The sequence below is a fragment of the Allobaculum fili genome (assembly GCF_020969955.1).
Classification (GTDB): Bacteria; Bacillota_I; Bacilli_A; order Erysipelotrichales; family Erysipelotrichaceae; genus Allobaculum; species Allobaculum fili.
On sequence record NZ_JAHDSX010000018.1, the window covers coordinates 13,644 to 32,649 of the forward strand.

Genomic DNA, 19,006 nt, shown 5'->3' on the forward strand with positions numbered 1-19,006 from the left:
ACAATGCCGATCCCAGTCGCTTTTACGCGTATCTGCGGATCAGCGGATCGGGTGCAGGCTGAAAGAAAAGATTTCACAGAAACCAGAGTCGACAGGACTCTGCAGTAAATACTGAATTTATGCAAAGAAACAACGAATTCCATTGCGGAATTTAGAAGGAAAGAGAGGGACGGATATGTACGTAGATAACTGGAATGCCATCGATATGCCGGCGGTACTGGAGCAGTTTGCCAGCCTGGCGGCTTCGCCCAAAACCGCAGCCCATTTAAAAGACGCAAGAGTGCTCAAATCGACGGCAGTCGTTCGGCGTCAGCTGGATCTTTGCGCAGAAGCCTTTGCGTTTTTGCAGGATGGGCAGGAGCTTTCGTTAGGCGGACTTGGCGACATCACAAAATCCGTCAAGCTGGCCAAAAAGGGCATCGCGCTGAACGGCAGCGAACTGCTGGAAATTTCACTGTTTATTACGGCGTCGCAGACCGCGGCCAAGGCGTTTTCGCCCGAAAAGGAACCGATGCTTTCGGATCTGGCCTCTACGCTGGCCAACCTGTCTTCCCTGGCGGCGGACATCGATGAAGCGATCGATCTTTCCGGATCGATTCGACCGGATGCGAGCGCCCGCCTGCAGAACCTGAGCCGTCAGCTGGTGCAGACGAAAGCCGATCTGTCGGCTGCAGCCAAAAAGTTCATTCAGGCGCATTCGTCTTCGCTGGTCGATACGATGACGGTGTATTCCGGAGGACGCCTCTGCGTTCTGGTCAAGGCGGCCGACAAGTATAAGTTTGGCGGCATCGTCCATGGAACGAGCCAGTCCGGGGCCGGAAGCTACGTAGAACCAGACGCGCTGGCGACGCTCAATAACGCGGCAGCCAGTCTGGAAAACGAAATCGAAGAAGAAAAGAAGCGCATCTGCAAGGAGCTCAGCCGCAAAGTCGGCGCAAACGCCAAGGCGCTTCTGTCCAACGACGAAACGCTCGAAATTATCGATACGGCTCTGGCCAAAGCACGTTGGATGCAGCTGCACGACGGATGCATTCCGACGCTGCAGGGCATGAGCCACGCGCTGCATATCGATCACGCGGTACATCCGCTGCTGGATGCGAAAACCGCAGTCGCCAACTCGTATGCGCTGAGCGATGAACAGGACTGTCTGATGATTACCGGATCGAACATGGGCGGCAAGACCGTTACGCTCAAGACGATCGCGCTCTTTATTCTTCTTGCGCAGTGCGGCTTTCCGGTCAGCGCCCATCGGGCTATGCTTCCCATTTACGAACAGTTTTATTTCGATGTCGGCGATGAGCAGTCGATCGAAAACAACTTGTCGACGTTCTCGTCGCACATTTCCAAAATCGCGAAAATCATTAAGAAAGCCAACGAACATACGTTCGTTCTGCTCGATGAAATCGGCAGCGGAACGGATCCGGATGAAGGCGCGGCGCTTGCTCAGGCGGTCATCGAAGCGCTGATGGATCGCGGGGCTACGATTTTAACGAGTACCCATTACAACGCGGTCAAAGCCTTTGGGAAAACGAATCCGCGCGTGCTGTGCGGATCGGTGGAATTCGATCCTGTGAAACTTGTTCCGACGTATCGCTATTTACCTGGTATCAGCGGCGCGAGCTGCGCGTTCCCGATTGCCAGCCAGTTCGGGCTGAACGGAGATGTACTCAAACGCGCCCGGGAGCTGAAAGCTCAGAACGAATCCGAAGCCGCCAGGCAGCTGTCGGTTCTTGAAAAGCAGCAGGCCCAGGTACAGAAGCAGAAAGACCGCTTCGACGCGCTCGTTAAGGACGCACACCGTCTGCAGAAAAAGGCGGACGAAGACCAGAAAAAATGGGCGTCCATGAAAAAGCGTCTCGACGACGACTATGCCCGCCAGCTTGAAGACATGCTTTACGAAAAGCAGGAAGAAGCCAAAGCCATCCTGCGCGATCTGCGGGCCAGCACGGGAAAAGCCAGTCACGAACAGATCGAGAAAATGGGTCAGCTCAGTCAGCTCGACGACGCGAAGAAAACCGAAGAGCCGGCGGTCGAAAAGCAGGAAACGATCGAACCGGGCGACTACGTCCATGTCATCTCCCTCAACAATCATGGCGAAGTCGTTCAGGTGCGCAAGAATAAGGCTGTCGTCATGGTCAATGGCCGACGCGTCAATCTGAGCGTCGATCAGCTCGAAAAGATCAAGAAGCCCAAAGCGCAGAAACAGCCGCGTAAAAAGGAAAGTCCGGATCTTTCCTTCCGTCCGTTCAATATGGAACTGAACCTGATCGGCATGCGTGTCGAAGAAGGCATCCGCGAGCTCGACCATTATATTGATCAGGCGGTTTACCATAATATTAAAAACGTCCGGATCATTCATGGCATGGGTACCGGCGCGTTGCGCAGCGCGGTCTGGAAAGATCTCAAGAGCCATCCGCAGGTCAAGCGCATTTCCAGCGGCGGACCTAACGACGGCGGTCTAGGCGCTACGCTCGTCGAACTGAAATAAACCGTCTGCAGTGCAGGTCGGATTTTCGCGCAATCTTTCGCAAAGCCGGGGGATTGCGCGCTTTGCTATACTGAAAAAGGACGCTTTTTCGTCCCACAGACGTTTGATAATGAAAAAGGACGGTCTTCTGACCGCAGATAACGTCTGAATTTTCCATTTATTTTTGAACGAATGCACTCTTGTCAAAGAGTTAGAAAGGATCGTATGCCGCTGACCGAACATATTCAGAAAAAACTGGAACTGCTTCCGGATAAGCCCGGATGCTACATCATGAAAGATGCAAATCAGGAAATCCTGTACGTCGGAAAAGCCAAGGTTCTCAAAAACCGGGTTCGATCCTACTTTCACGGCGTTCACAATAACAAGACCACCAAACTGGTGGCCCGCATCGAAGATTTTGAATTCATCAATACCACAACCGAAAAGGAAGCGCTGCTTCTCGAGATCAATCTGATCAAGAAATACCGGCCGCCCTTTAACATCATGTTCATGGATGACAAAATGTATCCATACATTGAAGTCACCAAGGGGGCGGATTTCCAGGTCCGCATTACCCGTAAGGCCAAGGGAAGAAACAGCGACTTTTTCGGTCCCTATCCGATTTCGACGTACGCCTACGACATGGTCAAGCTGATCAGTCAGCTCTACCCGATGCGCCGCTGCCGCACGATGAGCAAGACGCCCTGCCTGTACTATCACATGCACCAGTGTCCGGGCTTCTGCTTTCAGAAAGTCGATGAAAAAGAGGCGCTCGCGCGCCGCGAGAAAATCATTCGCTTTCTCAAAGGCTATACCGGGGAAGTGAAAGAAGAGCTGCAGGAAAAGATGGCCGAAGCGAGCCAGAACCTGAATTTCGAGCGGGCACAGGAACTGCTTGGCCAGATCCGTTCCATCGACTACATTCAGGAAAAGCAGACAATCGACTTTTCGATCCGGGACAACTTCGATGTCTTTGGCTGGTACGAAGACAAAGGCTACATTTCCTTCCAGGGCTTTTTCGTGCGCGAGGGCAAGCTGCTCGAACGCAACATGTCCGTTGCACCAATTTATGAAGACGTGCAGGACGCGTTTGTGTCGTATATTTTGCAGTACTATCAGACGAACAAAATCCCATCGACCATTTACGTGCCGGAAGGAACGGATGTGGAGTCGCTCGAAGACGCGCTCGATACGAAAATCATCATTCCGCAGCGCGGCGATCGAAAGAAGCTGACCGAACTGGCGTGCGCCAACGCGAAAGAAGCACACGAACAGAAGTTCCAGCTCATTTACCGCAAGGACCGTGAACTCGAAGGCGCCAACCGCAAGCTTTCGACCATTTTCCATAAGCCGATCCATACGATTGAGCTGTTCGATAACTCGCACATTTCCGGAACGTACAACGTTTCCGGTCTGGTCGTCTTCCGCGACGGCAAGCCCGATAAAAATGCGTACCGCAAATACCAGCTCGACGGCTACCGCTCCGATACCGACTCCATGAAGGAAGTCGTGCGCCGCCGCTATTCCCGGCTGCAGCGCGAAAACAAGCCAATGCCGGATCTGCTTCTCGTCGATGGCGGTGTCGGTCAGATTCATGCCGCCCAGAGCATTCGCGATGAGCTGGGCATTCCGCTGACGATCGCGGGTCTGGTCAAGGACGATAAGCACTCGACGAGAGCGCTCCTCAATGAAAATCTTCAGGAAATCCCGCTCGATAAAACCGATCCGCTGTTTTTCCTGCTGACGCGCATGCAGGATGAAGTGCACCGCTTTGCGATAACGTACCACCAGAAACTGCGCGCCAAGGGCATGACCAAGTCGATTCTCGACGATATTGCCGGCATTGGGCCAAAGCGCAAAAAACAGATTCAGTCGGCCTACCCGTCTTTGAAAAAGATGCGGGCAGCGTCCTTAGAAGATTTTGAAAAAATCGTTCCGGCCAAAACGGCGGCGCTGCTCTATGCGCGCCTGCACGAAAACGATGAAGAAAAGACGGATACCGCCAGTCCGGCGGAAAACGCCGAAACCGTCCCCGTGTCGGATGCCGGAAATACCCGAACGGCGGCAGAAACGCCGGCGTCGGATCCGAGTGTTGCAATATCTGATCCGGCCGATTCGCTCCATACAGAAGAGAGGGCAGAAAGGGGAAGCGAGGAATGAAAGCGAACGAAACCCATTCGATGAAATCGAACAAAGTCATTTTGCGTACCCGCCTCGTCATTTTCTTCTGCTGCGTGGCCTTTGCGCTGCTGACCTTTTTCCATTTGCAGAAAGTGGCCGATCCGCTGACCCGCTACCCGTACGGAACGCCGGAACAGCGCAATCAGCTGGCGGTGCTGCTCGATGACGAAGACATCAACACGCTGATCAACATGCAGCTGCTGCCCGAAGAAGTGCTGCCCTACGCGAGCGTAGCGGAATTCAACATGGACAACATCCGCTATTACCAGCAGATCATGGCCGCTCAGGCGGCTGATCCGCAGTTTGTGGTCTATTTCGTCAACACGTACCGGGATCGCATGGACGCCGACCGGATGAGCGAACTGCTCGGCTGGCTGTCCTATACGGATCTGATCAACTATTTCGAATCCGGCAGCACGCTGCCGCTCTATCACGGACGCCCCGATGACCTGACAGCCGTTCTCAATGGAACCGAAACGATTCTGCGCTGGGAACCTGGCGATCTGACCGAAATCGCGCCGGGCATCAGCCTGCGCTATCCCGCCGCAGCGAGCTGGCTGCAGATGGCCAGTGACGCGGCTGCAGCCGGTCATGAACTCAAGGCCGTCGGCGGCTACATGAGTCAGGCAGACCAGCAGCAGGCGCAGGAACATGCCTCGTACAATCAGGGCCCATACGGCACCCGGGAAGAACAGTTCGGCTTGAGCGTTCGTCTTTCCGGCTTTGACGAATGGAACGACGTGGTTTCGAAAGAAAAAGGCGAAGACTGGAGCAAAGCCTGCGACGATCTCAGTAAAGAGCAGAAAAGCACGCTCGACTGGCTGAGCGAGAATAGCTGGAAATACGGCTGGGTCTTCCGCTATCCCCAGCAGAAGGAAGAGAAAACCGGGGTCAAATGGCAGCCGTTCGTTTTGCGCTATGTCGGTCAAGACGCAGCCTCTGAGCTTTTTGAAAAGGGCGAAGTTCTCGAGGAACTAAAATAGAAATCGAAGAGCAGATCTTTCTATATCACGCTGCTCAAAACAGGAAACGGAGGAAGCAGGATTGAAAGCACAGATTATTGTGGCCAGCGATACCCATGGAGCAGGAAACCTGCTCACCGAACTGGAAAAAGCGTATCCGCATGCCGATCTCTTTCTGCATTGCGGAGATCTCGAAAACAGCCCGGAATACTTTCCCGCCTGGATTTTCGTGCGCGGAAACAATGACTACGGCGGAAACCGTATGATGCCAGACAGCCGGGTCGTCTCCTATGCGGGGATCCGCATTTACATGACGCATTCCCATCGCCTTGGCTATTACAGCCGGCTCGAAAAACTGGCCGCCTTAGCTAAGGAAAACGACTGTCAGATTGCGGTATTCGGTCATACGCACGTACCGCTCATCAAGAAGGTCAACGGCGTCCTGCTGGTGAACCCGGGAAGCATGCGTTTTCCGCGGGATGGCAATTCGCCCTGCTACGCGGTGATTGAAGTCGACGATAACGATCAGATCCACGCAAAACTGATCCATCAGGAAGACTGGCCGTTCAAACCGAAAAACAGCTGGACCGGCGGCTGGTGGTAAGCCGATCTACCTGATCGACGAAACGGAAAAAACAGATCCCGGTCTGCTTGAAGAAAAGCAGGCCGGGATTTTTGAATGGTCGATGAGCGTCTTCATCTGGAGAAATCTCCAGCGCGCGAGGGATTCTGACGAAGACGTACAAACCGGATTCCGATTTGTACCGCCTCTGCCCACGCACCCGGTTCAGTGATAAAATGAACTCCAGAACGCTTAGAAAGAAAAAGCCTGTCTTCGTAAAAAAGAAAACAGGCGAGATGGCAGGCAAATCCGAAAAGGCAAAAAAAAACGCCTTTTCAGGCGATTCGTTCTAAGTGGCGTCCTGGAGATGATTCGAACACCCGACCGTGCGCTTAGAAGGCGCATGCTCTATCCAACTGAGCTACCAGGACAGCGAGATTATTTTAGCACTAATCGAAAGAGGATCAAGCAATTTATGCCCAAAGATATTCAAAAAGAAATCCAGAACGGAACGAACGCGCCAAAGACTCTGGATCGAAGCCGCCTTTTGGATTCCCATACATCATCGAAAAATACCCCGGAGCGGGAAGGGTACTACTTCGCGGGCTGGTACGTCGATCCGGAACTGACGCGTCCAGTCAACCCGGCGGGACTTCTGCCCGATACGATGCAGCTGTATCCCAGCTGGAAGCCGCTTTCCTACAACATCATTTACGAACTCGACGAGGGCATGAACTCGCCGCTGAACCCCCACAGCTATACCGTCGAAAGCGGTCTGCTCAAGCTGTACCCGGCGCAGTGCGAAGGCAAGCTCTTTACCGGCTGGCTGATGGATGGCGAGCTGATCGAATACATCGATCCGTCGTGGATGCGAAGAATCCGTCTGAAAGGAACGTTCGATGCTCTGGTGGAAATTTCCTTTGACTCATGTGGAGGAAGCCGCGTCGCTCCGGTAAAAACCGATGGCGCGGGACGCATTCACCCGCCGTTTTCGCCGATCCGGATTGGCCATCGCTTTACGGGCTGGTATCTTGATCCAGCCTGTCATCGCGCCTGGAATCCGTCCATGCGCTTTGCCAAGCCAACAACGCTTTACGCGGGATGGAAGGAAGAAGAATACGAAATTCGCCTGGATCCGGACAAAGGCGTGCTGGACGTCGATCCGGTGCTCTCCTACTCGATCAATACGCCTTCGTTTACCTTGCCGGTTCCCAGGCGCAAAGGCTGGAGCTTTGGCGGCTGGTATGACGAGCGCGGCAACATCTGTCTGATGGTACGCAAAGGCATGAGCGGCAATCGAAATCTGCATGCCCTCTGGGTGCCGGAAAGCGAAGAAAGTCTGCATGTGCCCGGCCGTTTCTGGAGACCGCTTCATCTGGATTTTGAAGATGAGGAAAGTATCGATACGCAGGGTCTGTCTGAGAAATAGGACAAAGTATGGATTTGGATCGTGCGGGAATTGTGACCGCGATGAACGCATGGCTTGAACAGCCGGATCGAGGGTCCTGCATGGAATGCCGGCAGCCGTATTTCGATCGACACGGGGATCAGATTATCGTGTATCTGGAAAAGTAAGATGCGGGGATACGCCAGCGATGACAGGACACTTCTGAACGGTCTGGAACTATCTGGAATCGCCATTGAAAATGAGAATCAGTCTCGTCTTGCGTCTGTCTGTGCAAAATACGGTTTGATTCGTAAAGGAAACGAGCTGCGTAAAGAAACAAATTCGGATCGCCTGCCAGACGATCTCGTGCATTTTGCACAGGCGCTTCTGGAGATTGAAAAACAGCTCGGTGAACTGCCCTTGCACACGACAAAGGGCTCCAGTATGCGCGACGATCGAAATCCGCATACCCGCTCCACTGTGTCCGAAACGGCCTGCCCGTTTATGAAATGATGAACATGAAAAAGCGGCTTCTGCCCGGCATCCTGGGATTGGATGCGGGCAGAAGCCGCTGATTTTTTTACTGGCGAGGAAACTAGTCTTTTTTGGTGTTGTTGGCTTTCAGGAATTCAAGCGTTTTGCGCTGAGTGATCTGCGCGGCTACGGCTTCCTGCGGGATGAACATTTTCAGCTGTTCAGGCGGGAAGTTGTAAACGGTCGAGAGCAGTTCGTACTCTTTGGCAAGATCCTTTTCGTCGGCACCGATCTGTTCGGCACTGGCGATGGCATCGAGAACGAGTGCGGAACGCAGTTCGTTTTCAGCTTCCGGTACCAGACGGGCACGGAATTCTTCCGCAGTCTGCTTGGACGCTTTCAGGAAGTCATCGAAGCTCATACCGTACTGTTTGAGCTGGTTTTCGTACTGTTCCATGTGCTGGGAAACCTGGGAGTCGATCATGGCTGCCGGGATGTCCATCTGCGCGCCTTCCGCTACGCGGGTGAGGATCGCCATGGCCAGACGGTTTTCTTCCTGTTCGGTTTTCATCTGGGTCAGTTCTTCACGGATCTTGGCTTTCAGCTCATCAACGGTGCTGCAGCCTTCGAGGTTCATCTTCTTGATGAATTCATCGTTGAGTTCCGGGACGATGGCTTTCTGAACGGATTTTACGGTGACTTTGAAGATAACCGGCTGTCCAGCCAGAGAGGCTTCAAAGTAGTCGGACGGGAAGACAACTTCTACGCTGCGCTCGTCGCCGGCTTTGACGCCGATCAGCTGATCTTCGAAGCCAGGGATGAAGGTGTGGCTTCCAAGAACCAGCGGATAATCGTTTGCGCTTCCGCCTTCGAAGGCGACGCCGTCTTTTTCACCGACAAAGTCGATGACAACCTGATTTCCGTCTTCCGCAACCGCGTCTTCTGGGAGCGGTTCGAAGAGGTTCGTCTGGTTGATACGGCCCATAACGTTCTGGAGAACTTCTTCTTCCGATACGGTGATCGGCTGTTTTTCAAAGTTCAGTCCGGTATAGGCAGGGAGAGTCACTTCTGGAACGAGGGTGCAGGTCAGGGTAACCTGAACGTTGCCGTCGGCATCCGCTTCGGAAAGGAATGCAGGCTGGGTAGCCAGCTTGAGTGTGTGTTCCTTTGCGGCTTCGGTGAAGACTTTTCCGCCTTCCTGAGCCAGAGCGTATTCCTGGGCTACCGCTGGATCTTCGGATCCGGTTGCTTTTTTGGCAGCTTCGATATCGGCTTCGTATTCCGCTTTCGGAATGGTGAAGGTAATTACTGCCTCATTTTTCTTAGGATATTCAATTTTATAGTCCATGATATTCATCTTCCTTCTGTGTCCATTTTAACAAATTCACCATGAACCATGCGGGATTTGACTGTTCCGGCCAGACTGTTCAGGGCGAGGGTCAAAAGGTATTCCAATACGGAATGGAAAAGCAAGCGAATCGGATGAAAACACAAAACTAAAGCAGAAAAGGCGAAGAAAGAGGAATCCGATTCGGATGCCTTTTTCACAAAAACAGGCCGTAATCCGGGCAAAATGCGCCCGGGCTTCGGCCTGTCGACAATTTATATGCGGTAAATGGAACGATTTCGATCGATGAAACTTTGTGGACCCCATTTTCATCGAGGCGGCAGGAAGTGCAGGGCTCAGCGACAGTTTATTCTTCCTGGCCGGAAAGCGTTCGTGAAATCTGCAGATCGATCGCGTGTGAACGATCGATTTTGCGGATGTGGAATCTGGATCCGCCGGATTTTTTTCAAAAAATTCGAAGGATCCTTTTTGCCCGAATGTGTGAGATCTGAACACCGCAGCCCGAATATCTTTGTGATGTGCAGAAGAAATTTTGTTCTTTATGGAACTGGATTTGCGTATTTGGATTTACTTAGCTGTTTTGGATTCCGGCTTTTCGTATTTCGTTATGAAATCAGAAAAGACGTTTCGCGTCGGGAAGAAGACGCAGATGGAGAATCGATGCATGCAGGGCTTTCACCTGCGCATCAATATCTTCCTGCGTCATCGCTTCTGCGGATGCCTCATCGACAGACGCGATCATCTCATCCGCGGCTTCCAGAACGTCTTCCATCGTCTGCCAGCCGGCGGACTGGAACTGCGCCTTGGCGTATCCGTGCGCCTTTTGCGAAAGGAAGTGCAGGGTATCCAGATTCAGCGTCAGGACAGGCAGAAGTTCGAGGGTATCGATCGCGTTCTGCAGATTGGTGCAGGCGTTTGCGATGGAGGATTGGCTGAGGGCTTCAAGATTTGTCTGGAGCGCTTTGGCTTCGTTCAGGGCGGACGTCAGATTCGTAAGTGACTCTTCTGTATACAGCTTGGAATCGACAGCTTCTGCGGTTTCGATCAGCGTATCCAGTGCAGCTGATCGCCTTTGAGAGCGACGAGTTCGAGTGAGCAATCCAGACGGGATTTGGATGTATTGACCTGTTCCTGCGCGGCGTTCTCGTTTACCAGCAGGGGTTTTGCTTCACTTAAAGCGGCTTCAAATTCCGATACAATCGCTTGGGGCAGACCGTTAAGATCGCCGGCTTCCTGTTTCGCTTCGGCCGTATTTACCGCCGTCTGCAGAGCGCTTCGATCGACTTTGACTTTGAGACCGTCGATAGCGGTCTGCAGGGAAGTCGAAGCGGCAGTGATGTTTTCCTGATTCAGACGGCTCAGATCCGCTTTAAGAGCTTTTGCCTGCGACACCGCTGTGGTAAGTGCGGAAACGGAGGCTTCGGTATATTTGTCGGAATCGATGGCTTCGGCTTTGGCGATCAGCGCGTTGAGCGCGCTCAGATCGTCTTTTAACGCCGCCAGATCGAGGACGTGATCGACACGGACTTTGGATGCATCGATCTGCTCCTGCGTGGCGCTTTCATCTTTTAACAGGACATTGGCTTCGGTTAAGGCTGCATTGAATTCGGCGACGATGTTTTCTTCAAGACCTTCGAGTCCGCCGGCGGTCTGCAGGGCAGCAGCGGTATCAACGGAAGCCTGAAGCTTGCTTCGGTCAGCGGGAACGGCTTCTTCAAGTTCTGCGAACGCGGCAAGGTACTTTTTCTGGAGGACGTTGATGGCCTGACGCGCAGCAGCGCCAAAGTTTCCGTACGTCCTGGCCTGAATTTCTTCAGCCTGACTCTGGTACTCCTGAAGCGCTGGATACGCTTTGTTCCAGGAGTCGGCGGTGTAGTCTTTTTCGTTCAGTGCTTTGGTGCGGGCCACAAGAGAAGGCAGTGTGTTGAGTTCGACGATGACATCGTAATCGGGCATCCATTCTTTCGTATTGTGGTTTCTTGCACGGAATACGACTTCCGTATCGTAAACATACACTTCATAGCCCAGGCCTTTGCCGGTAAAGACAGGAACATCGACAAGGGTTCCCCAGACGGAGTCCATGATTTCCGCTGTGCCAAACGGGTTATGAATATGACCGGTGATGAGAATCGTTTCGGGATGTTTAGCCAGGATGGTTTTCATGGCTTCATCCTGATCGCCGAATCCGTTGTAGTTCATCGAACCGGAGTGGGTATAGTTGAGTGCCTGATGGATCATGATGAAAGCGGGGCGGGAAAGCGACTCGTCTTCGCTCAGTTTTTCATCGAGCCAGTCGAGCTGTTCCTGCGAGAGCCACGCCATATCCTTCGGCGAGTTTTCAGAGTTGAGAACAATGAAGTGATAGCCGTCGATTCATTGATCGTAGTAGAGCTTGTCGTCATTTTCACCCATATATCTGGCGTTGTTTTCCAGATAGCTGGCGGAAATGATCGGGAAATGGGCGTTTACGCCGCTTGGACTGTCTTCCCACTGTGATGACGTCGGTCCGCGCATTTCGTGGTTGCCCATGGCGACCAGAACGCCTTCGGTTTTCTCGCTCAGACCGGCCTCAAGCCGGTCGTAGAAACTCGTCATCTGTTCTGGCATGCCGCTCTGTGTCAGATCCCCGGCCAGAAGGATCGCTTTGGCTTCGGGGTTGATCGTATTCATGTCGGCGAGCGCTTCGGAGAAAGTATTCAGAGACGCTTCACTGGACGTATGAAGGTCGGAGACGACGTGGAAGCTCAGCTTAGCCGGCGTACCTTCCATGAACGTGTCGTATTCCTTTAACAGCGCGTCATAAATGGCCTGCCGATCGGCACCTTCAGCTTTCATGTCTTCGCGCTTTAGCGAGGGACGCTTTCATTGTTTCGATAGCGTCAGGGGTGTAGCGTTCGCCCGCGGTCATCAGATCGATCGGCCGGTCGATGCGCTCCAGCTCCAGATCCATTAAATACGTATTGGCGGATGCGGCAATTTCCTCGGCGCTCAGCGCACGGCGGCTGACACTGAATTCATCGATCCACGCGTCGTCTACCGCCAGGAACTTCGTGCCGTCGGATTTGTTCGAGGCACCGATCAAAAAGTCGGACGAATCGATTGTTCCATGGTGGGCGGCAATCGATTTGGGCGCTTCCGCCTGCTTGCCGTCGATGTAGTACGTCATCGTTTTGGCACGGCCGCGGTCGATCACGGCCGCAATGTGGTGCCAGGTGCCGTCGGTCGGCGTCGTGATGCGGCTTGAATCCGTACGCGAACCGCCCGGTGTCTGGAAGTTGAGCGTGACGCCGTTGACCATATCGCCGATGGTAAAGCCGGGATTCGATCCGGAAACCCATTCCTTGTTGCCGACGATGCAACCTTCGGTCTGAGAATCGGCCGACGCCTTGTACCAGAACTGAACGGTAAAACTGCCGGTTCCAAATTTCAGATCATCCGGCTGACCAAAGTTGATATACTGTTTCGCTTCATCGGTGCGTTCGATCGAGTTGACGAGATGGATGGCTTTTCCAAGTTTTCCTTTGCCGTATTCCGGGGAGCCGACAACGGTTCCGTTGTTTTCGCCGCCGCTTCGTCCTTGGCGCTTTCCTGATCGAAGCTGACGGAAAGCACCGGCTTCGGGGCGGTTTCTTCCGCGGCCAGGACACAGGTCATGTTCGGCGCAGCCTGCAGGACGGACAGACCAAGCGAGGTGCTGAGCGTCAGCACAAACAGACTGTTCATTTTTCTGTAAATCATGCTGAACCTTTCTTAGATTTTCTCTTTAATCCTTATTTTTGTTTGTGCGGCATACGTTTGGCTGCACGCAGGAAGAGGCGAAAAAAAAAGACGCTTCTTCCAGACCGCCCTGTCCGATCGAAGCGGGGGAGATTCGATCAAACGATGGAGCGATCCATTTCTGGCCCGTGCAGTTTCTCTCCTTTCTGCCTGCACTGGTTTGTGCCAGAATTGCTGATAACCCTTACATCCTTAATTTTATAGAAGGAGCGATTTTTGAATCCAAGCGTATTGTTCAGGGGTCAGAATTTCAGTCCGGTTTGTACGAAATCTTTTGAATTGACGAAATCGGATACAAAAAAACGGCTTTTCAGGTGAGAAATGCCGATTGATGAAAAATTTCAGTGAAATGCGCAATATGACCAGACCAGCGGAAAGGCCTCAAAAAGTCAGAGCAGGCCTGTTCGCGATACAGAGCCTTCATCCGCCCGATCAGAAATTCACCCCTTTAAAAAGGATACGGTTCTTTCCTGCCAGAATGAGACTGCGTCCTGAACCGGAAGCTTTAGGGAATGCCGTAAGAAAGGGTTTAGAGTGTTCAGAAAGCCTCTGCATCGTCTGTACTTTTCAAAACGGATTGCCCGCATATGCACCCGCTAAGATTTAGCGGCGTCAGGACTGATAAATACAGCTTTATTTTGAAATTTGTTACAATGATTGAGGCTTGTGAAATGGAAGAATGGTTGTCATGAACACGACCGCTTCTGTATAATTTTCAGGCTCGGAGGCAGTATGAACCGAAAGGACAGCACATTGGAATTGAATCCCCGTCTTGCGGATTCCGTAAATGATCCCGCAAGTGACAATAAACAGAACCCGGACGATATGGCCAGCGTTCTCAGGCTGATCCATGGATCCGAATCGGATCAGGAAAAAGCCGTTTCGCTTCTTTGTACGATGGATCTGAATGCCTGTCATGACGCATGTCAGCAGCTGCTTTCGAGTCCAGTGCTTCTGCAGGAATTTAAAGGCGAACTGATTCTGGCTTTGATCCGACAGAAAACAGATTCTCTGTTTACAATGGAAAAAGACAACGTCAGTTATCGGTTTAACCCATCCCTTTTAAATGACCCCGATAAAACGTCGATCATTTTGCAGACCAGAGACTGGCTGGAAACGATGCTGGAAGGAAATCGAACGTTCGGCGCCCGATTTGCTTATCAGCTTCTGGACCAGGAAATCCTGGAAATGCTCCCCAATGATTTTGAGGGCTATGATCCAAAGCGTCTGGCCGGATCCATTATCCGGCTTGTCTGCAGGGAGATGAACGACGAGGCCGGTCTGGAAGCGATGGAAAAGAAGTATTATCCCGACGGTCTCAAGCCGTACCCGCTGCGTATAGAAACGAGAGGAAAATTTTGAGTATGAAGACAAATTCCGTAAAAAACGATAACAATACCGTTACCGTTACCGCCACATTTGACCAGGCTGAGTGGCAGAAAGAATGCAAAGCCGCTCTGAAAAACCTGGCCGGCCGTGCCCAGATCAAAGGCTTCCGTAATGGACGCGTACCAGCTGCCATGATCAAAAAAGTCTATGGCGAAGCTGCCATCGAAGAAACAGCAGCAGAGAAAATGAGCCGTCAGCATCTCGATGCGATCATTGAAGAAGCCGACGTAGAACCAATCGACCGCATTTCCTTTGACGGTTTCGAAGTGAACGATGAAGGCGTTGCGCTCACCTTTACCGTACCTGTAGCTCCAGAAGCCAAACTCGGTCAGTGGAAAAACCTCGGCATTAAAAAGGACGAAGTGACCGTTACCGACGAAGACGTAGAAAACGCCATTAAGGACCGTCAGAAAAAAGCCGCAGAAAGCGAACTCGTTGAAGACGGTGCCATTGAAGAAGGCGACGATGTTGCCGTAACCGTTAAAGACGGCGACTCCGAAGTGAAAAAACAGCTCGTCATCGGTGCCGGCGCAGACAAAACCGTTGAAGACGCTCTGCTTGGCATGAAGACCGGTGAAGAAAAAGACGTAGAAAACACCGATGCAGAAGGAAACGTAACGACGCTCCACCTGACTGTCGGCGACGTATTCCGCGACAAGCTTCCGTTGGTGAACGATGAATTCGCCAAAGCGCAGGAAGATCTGGACAAGCCGGAAACCGTTGACGCGATGAAAGAAACTCTGCGCACACGCATGCAGGAAGCACGTGAAAACGCAGCGGAAGAAAAATTCATCGGCGAACTGCTCAAAGCCGTTGGCGAAAAAGCCGATGTAGAAATTCCGGAATCCATGATCCGCAATGAAACCAACTACCAGATCAACCGTCTGGCCAGCCAGTTCGGCAATATGGACAACTTCATGAACTTCCTCTCGCAGGCAGGCATTGAACCGTCCGCTCTTGCCGGCCAGTTCTACGAAGAGTCCAGAATGCGCGTTCTGAACACGCTCGTTCTTGACGCGATCGCCCGTGAAGCCGGTCTGGAAGTAACCGATGAGGAAGTTGATGCCGAAATCGAAGACTTCGCAAAAGCCAACAACGCGAAGGTGGAAGACATCCTCAAAAACGTAAACCGTGAAGAAGTAAAACATTCTCTTCTGCACGACAAGGCAGTTGAAGCTCTCGAAGCCGCACAGGGCGAAGAAGCAGCAGCTGAATAACAGGCATTTATTTAAGATAAAAAAAGACGCTTGTGCGTCTTTTTTGCCCATATATGGGCCGTAACAGACAGGAGGTATACTTGAATGAATTCCAAGACATATCCCATTATCTGCACTCGCGGCGTAGTTGTATTCCCTGGCCAGGAAATCGTCATTGACGTCGGCCGGGAATCCAGCATCCGCGCGATTGATAACGCACAGGGAAACTACAGCGGCCAGATCTGCATGTTCTCACAGATCAAGAATGATATTGACGCTCCCACCGAAGACGATATCCACAAAGTGGGTACCCTCTGCTGGATCCGTCATGCTCGTCGTTTCGACCGTTTCGTCCGCGTGAAATTTCAGGGTATTGAACGGGTAAAGCTTGAAAGCTTTGAAGAAGGCGCCTTGTCTGATCTTTGCGAAGTCGAAGTTCTCGAATCCGAAAGAGCAGATGAAACGGAAGAAACCGTTCTGATGCGGATGATTAAAGAGTCCCTGGAAGGGATGAAAACAGGCGAAAAGTTCATGTCCAAAGAACTCCTGCTCGACCTTTCCAAAGGAATTACGCCGGAAAATCTGACCAACAAGGCGGCCCAGATTTTCCCGCTTTCCATCGAACGGAAACAGAAGTATCTCGAAACAACCAGCATTAACGCCAGACTGTACATGCTTAAAGAAGACATTGAGCAGGAAAAGTATCTGGCGGAAGTAGAAAAAATGATCAACGAAACCGTCAAGGAACGTATTGATCAGAACCAGAAGGACTTCTTCCTTCGCGAGAAAATCGCGGCGATGCAGGAACAGCTTTCCGACGGACCGTCCATCGGCAAGGAAGGCCAGGAAATCCGCAAGCGCCTGGAAGACAATCCGTATCCGGAAAACATTCGCAAGAAAGTTCTCGAAGAACTCGACCGCTACGAAACGCTGCCGGCAGCCAGCGGCGAGACCGGCATCATCAAGACGTACATTGACTGGCTCATGAATCTGCCCTGGTGGCAGACGACCACGGACAACGAAGACCTCGATCAGGTCGAAGCGGTCCTGGAAGAAGACCATTACGGTCTGGAAAAAGTCAAGGAACGTATTCTGGAGTATCTCGCCGTGAAGCAGAACACCCAGTCTCTGAAAGCGCCGATCCTCTGCCTCGCAGGCCCTCCTGGAGTCGGAAAGACGTCTCTGGCCAAATCGATTGCCCGCGCGCTGGGCCGTCATTTCGTCAAGATGTCCCTTGGCGGCGTGCGCGATGAAGCGGAAATCCGCGGTCATCGCCGTACGTACATCGGTGCGCTTCCTGGCCGTGTCATTGAAGGCATGAAAAAAGCCGAAGTCATCAACCCGGTTTTCCTGATTGATGAAATCGACAAGATGGCTTCCGACTACAAAGGCGACCCGTCTTCGGCCATGCTGGAAGTACTGGACCCCGAACAGAACGCGCTGTTCTCCGATCACTACATCGAAGAGCCGTACGACCTGTCCAAAGTTCTCTTTATCGCTACCGCAAACTACCTCGAAAACATCCCGGCCGCTCTGAAAGACCGTCTGGAAATCATTGAGATTTCGTCCTATACCGATGTGGAAAAAATCCAGATCGCCAAGCGTCATCTCGTGCCCAGACAGCTCGAAGAAAACGGTCTGAAACCGGAACAGTTCGAAATCAGCGATGCCATGATCCTCTATCTGATTCGCTACTACACAAGAGAAGCCGGCGTTCGTCAGCTCGAACGTACCCTCGGCTCTCTGGCCCGCAAAGCCGTCCTCGGCATTCTGCGCAAGAAATTCGACAAGGTTGTGATCGACAAGGATCTCATCCACGAATGGCTTGGCAATGAGAAAGTCGACTATGGCAAGCGCGAAGAGGAAGATCAGGTCGGCACCGTTACCGGACTGGCCTACACGTCCTTTGGCGGCGACATCCTTCAGATTGAAGCCAATAAGTTCGAAGGCAAGGGAAACCTGATCCTGACCGGACAGCTTGGCGATGTCATGAAGGAATCCGCGTCCATCGCGCTCGACTACGTGCGTGCCAATGCCGATCGCTACGGCATAGACGGAGAACTGTTCGCCAAAAACGACATTCATCTGCACGTACCGGAAGGCGCCGTACCAAAAGACGGACCTTCGGCTGGCGTAACGATGACGACTGCTCTGACCTCGCTGATGACCGGCATCCCGGTGAAATCCAATCTGGCGATGACCGGTGAAGTGACCCTGCGCGGACACGTTCTGCCGATCGGCGGACTGAAAGAGAAATCCCTGGCCGCCTACCGCAGCGGAATTACCAGCATCCTCATTCCAAAAATGAATGAAAAGGATCTGGAAGACATTCCGGAAGAAGTGCGTAAAGCCGTAACCTTCACGCCGGTAGCTACCGTAGATGAAGTTCTCGCCAACGCGCTCACCAAACCGCTCAAGGCGAAAAAGAAAACGCGTACCCGAAAAGCCAAGACGAATCCAGAAACCGCAGCACTTCCTGCTGCAGCTGCAGGACAGCCTGCAGTTCAGGCAGGTGACGTAGCTTGAAACAGCTGAACAGCTCCTTTCTCGTCTCCGCTTCCGGCAAGGACAACTGGCCGGACAGCGATCTGCCGGAAATCGTCGTTGTCGGCCGTTCTAACGTCGGCAAGAGCAGTTTCATTAACGCGCTTACTGGTCGCAAGAAGCTGGCGTACGTCGGTTCCACCCCCGGCAAAACTCAGCTGATCAACTTCTTTGATATTGACGGACAGTGGGCGCTGGTCGATGTCCCAGGCTATGGCTATGCGAAGCTCTCACAGGCCCAGCTGCGCCAGATGGGCAGGATGATGGACGATTACTTCGGAGAACGCAAACAGATCGCCGGCGTTGTCTGCCTGGTCGATGCCCGTCATGCGCCTAGCGCAGACGATCTGGACATGATCGACTACTTTAAGCAGACCGGCCGCAGGATCATTATCGGGGCTACCAAAATCGATAAGGTCCCTAAGACAAAACGACAGGCCGCTCTGAAAGTCATCTCGCGCGATCTGCAGATTCCGATGAAATCCATCTATCCGATCTCTTCGGTAGAAAAGAGCGGATTTGACGAGATTTATCAGGCGATCCTCGGCCTGCTTGGCCAGAAGGCAGAAGTAGCCGGCGAAAACGCCTAGCTTTCCAATCCATGAAACAAGCGAACCGCACGGGAAAATGAAATTCCCTATGCGGTTTTTTTGTGCAGCAAACGATTAGGAACGTTACTTTTTTATAACACGTTTATTGAAGAAAATAATCCATCCTGT

The 19,006-nt window shown here is 52.4% G+C and carries 17 protein-coding genes and 1 tRNA gene; 11 read left to right on the forward strand and 7 right to left on the reverse strand.

Annotation, left to right across the window (positions count from 1 at the left end):
* The first annotated feature begins 175 nt into the window (after window positions 1-175).
* The 4 genes from Afil_RS05620 (at window position 176) to Afil_RS05635 (ending at window position 6,214) form a co-directional block, all read left to right on the forward strand.
* Window positions 176-2,488, forward strand: coding sequence for an endonuclease MutS2 (locus Afil_RS05620; RefSeq protein ID WP_230267590.1), 2,313 nt, complete (start codon window positions 176-178; stop codon window positions 2,486-2,488).
* A 204-nt stretch (window positions 2,489-2,692) separates the two neighbouring features.
* On the forward strand, window positions 2,693-4,627 hold the full coding sequence (uvrC, locus tag Afil_RS05625; RefSeq protein ID WP_230267591.1) for an excinuclease ABC subunit UvrC: 1,935 nt from the start codon (window positions 2,693-2,695) through the stop codon (window positions 4,625-4,627).
* Complete coding sequence (locus Afil_RS05630; protein WP_230267592.1) at window positions 4,624-5,631, forward strand: M15 family metallopeptidase; 1,008 nt, start codon at window positions 4,624-4,626, stop codon at window positions 5,629-5,631. The genes uvrC and Afil_RS05630 overlap by 4 nt, the downstream gene beginning before the upstream one ends.
* A 61-nt stretch (window positions 5,632-5,692) precedes the next feature.
* Window positions 5,693-6,214 carry a metallophosphoesterase family protein gene (locus tag Afil_RS05635; protein ID WP_230267593.1) on the forward strand — a complete coding sequence of 174 codons (522 nt, stop codon included), beginning with the start codon at window positions 5,693-5,695 and terminating at the stop codon, window positions 6,212-6,214.
* A gap of 312 nt (window positions 6,215-6,526) precedes the next feature.
* Here the strand turns inward: Afil_RS05635 and Afil_RS05640 are convergent.
* Window positions 6,527-6,603 (reverse strand) — tRNA-Arg (locus tag Afil_RS05640).
* Between the two features lie 44 nt (window positions 6,604-6,647).
* On the opposite strand from Afil_RS05640, the gene Afil_RS05645 reads away from it, so the two are divergent.
* The 3 genes from Afil_RS05645 to Afil_RS05655 are packed head-to-tail and all read left to right on the forward strand — an operon-like array spanning window position 6,648 to window position 8,072.
* Window positions 6,648-7,601, forward strand: a complete 954-nt coding sequence (locus tag Afil_RS05645) for an InlB B-repeat-containing protein (protein WP_230267594.1) — start codon at window positions 6,648-6,650, stop codon at window positions 7,599-7,601.
* A gap of 8 nt (window positions 7,602-7,609) precedes the next feature.
* A complete protein-coding gene (locus Afil_RS05650) occupies window positions 7,610-7,747 on the forward strand; it encodes a hypothetical protein (protein ID WP_230267595.1) in 138 nt (45 codons plus the stop codon).
* 1 nt (window position 7,748) lies between these two features.
* Window positions 7,749-8,072: a DUF1828 domain-containing protein gene (locus tag Afil_RS05655; protein ID WP_230267596.1), complete on the forward strand. Its 324-nt coding sequence runs from the start codon at window positions 7,749-7,751 to the stop codon at window positions 8,070-8,072.
* An 82-nt stretch (window positions 8,073-8,154) separates the two neighbouring features.
* Here Afil_RS05655 and tig (Afil_RS05660) read toward each other — a convergent pair whose 3' ends face one another.
* From tig (Afil_RS05660) to Afil_RS05685, 6 genes are all read right to left on the reverse strand, one after another.
* Window positions 8,155-9,381 (reverse strand): trigger factor, encoded by a 1,227-nt coding sequence (gene tig / locus Afil_RS05660; RefSeq protein ID WP_230267597.1) that lies wholly within the window; start codon window positions 9,379-9,381, stop codon window positions 8,155-8,157.
* 613 nt (window positions 9,382-9,994) lie between these two features.
* On the reverse strand, window positions 9,995-10,480 hold the full coding sequence (locus Afil_RS05665; protein ID WP_230267598.1) for a hypothetical protein: 486 nt from the start codon (window positions 10,478-10,480) through the stop codon (window positions 9,995-9,997).
* A complete protein-coding gene (locus Afil_RS05670; RefSeq protein WP_230267599.1) occupies window positions 10,426-11,703 on the reverse strand; it encodes a hypothetical protein in 1,278 nt (425 codons plus the stop codon). Before Afil_RS05670 ends, Afil_RS05665 begins: the two co-directional genes overlap by 55 nt.
* A gap of 51 nt (window positions 11,704-11,754) precedes the next feature.
* Window positions 11,755-12,216 carry a metallophosphoesterase family protein gene (locus tag Afil_RS05675; RefSeq protein ID WP_230267600.1) on the reverse strand — a complete coding sequence of 154 codons (462 nt, stop codon included), beginning with the start codon at window positions 12,214-12,216 and terminating at the stop codon, window positions 11,755-11,757.
* On the reverse strand, window positions 12,206-12,883 hold the full coding sequence (locus tag Afil_RS05680) for a LamG domain-containing protein (RefSeq protein ID WP_367614347.1): 678 nt from the start codon (window positions 12,881-12,883) through the stop codon (window positions 12,206-12,208). Before Afil_RS05680 ends, Afil_RS05675 begins: the two co-directional genes overlap by 11 nt.
* Window positions 12,808-13,119: a hypothetical protein gene (locus tag Afil_RS05685; protein WP_230267601.1), complete on the reverse strand. Its 312-nt coding sequence runs from the start codon at window positions 13,117-13,119 to the stop codon at window positions 12,808-12,810. Before Afil_RS05685 ends, Afil_RS05680 begins: the two co-directional genes overlap by 76 nt.
* Window positions 13,120-13,890: 771 nt before the next feature.
* Here Afil_RS05685 and Afil_RS05690 point away from each other — a divergent pair.
* The 4 genes from Afil_RS05690 to yihA all read left to right on the forward strand — a co-directional run bounded on the left by Afil_RS05690 (window position 13,891) and on the right by yihA (window position 18,877).
* Window positions 13,891-14,520, forward strand: a complete 630-nt coding sequence (locus Afil_RS05690; protein ID WP_230267602.1) for a hypothetical protein — start codon at window positions 13,891-13,893, stop codon at window positions 14,518-14,520.
* Between the two features lie 2 nt (window positions 14,521-14,522).
* On the forward strand, window positions 14,523-15,764 hold the full coding sequence (tig, locus tag Afil_RS05695; protein ID WP_230267603.1) for a trigger factor: 1,242 nt from the start codon (window positions 14,523-14,525) through the stop codon (window positions 15,762-15,764).
* 84 nt (window positions 15,765-15,848) lie between these two features.
* Window positions 15,849-18,269 (forward strand): endopeptidase La, encoded by a 2,421-nt coding sequence (gene lon / locus Afil_RS05700; RefSeq protein ID WP_230267604.1) that lies wholly within the window; start codon window positions 15,849-15,851, stop codon window positions 18,267-18,269.
* On the forward strand, window positions 18,266-18,877 hold the full coding sequence (gene yihA, locus Afil_RS05705; RefSeq protein ID WP_439647322.1) for a ribosome biogenesis GTP-binding protein YihA/YsxC: 612 nt from the start codon (window positions 18,266-18,268) through the stop codon (window positions 18,875-18,877). The genes lon and yihA overlap by 4 nt, the downstream gene beginning before the upstream one ends.
* Window positions 18,878-19,006: the final 129 nt, after the last annotated feature.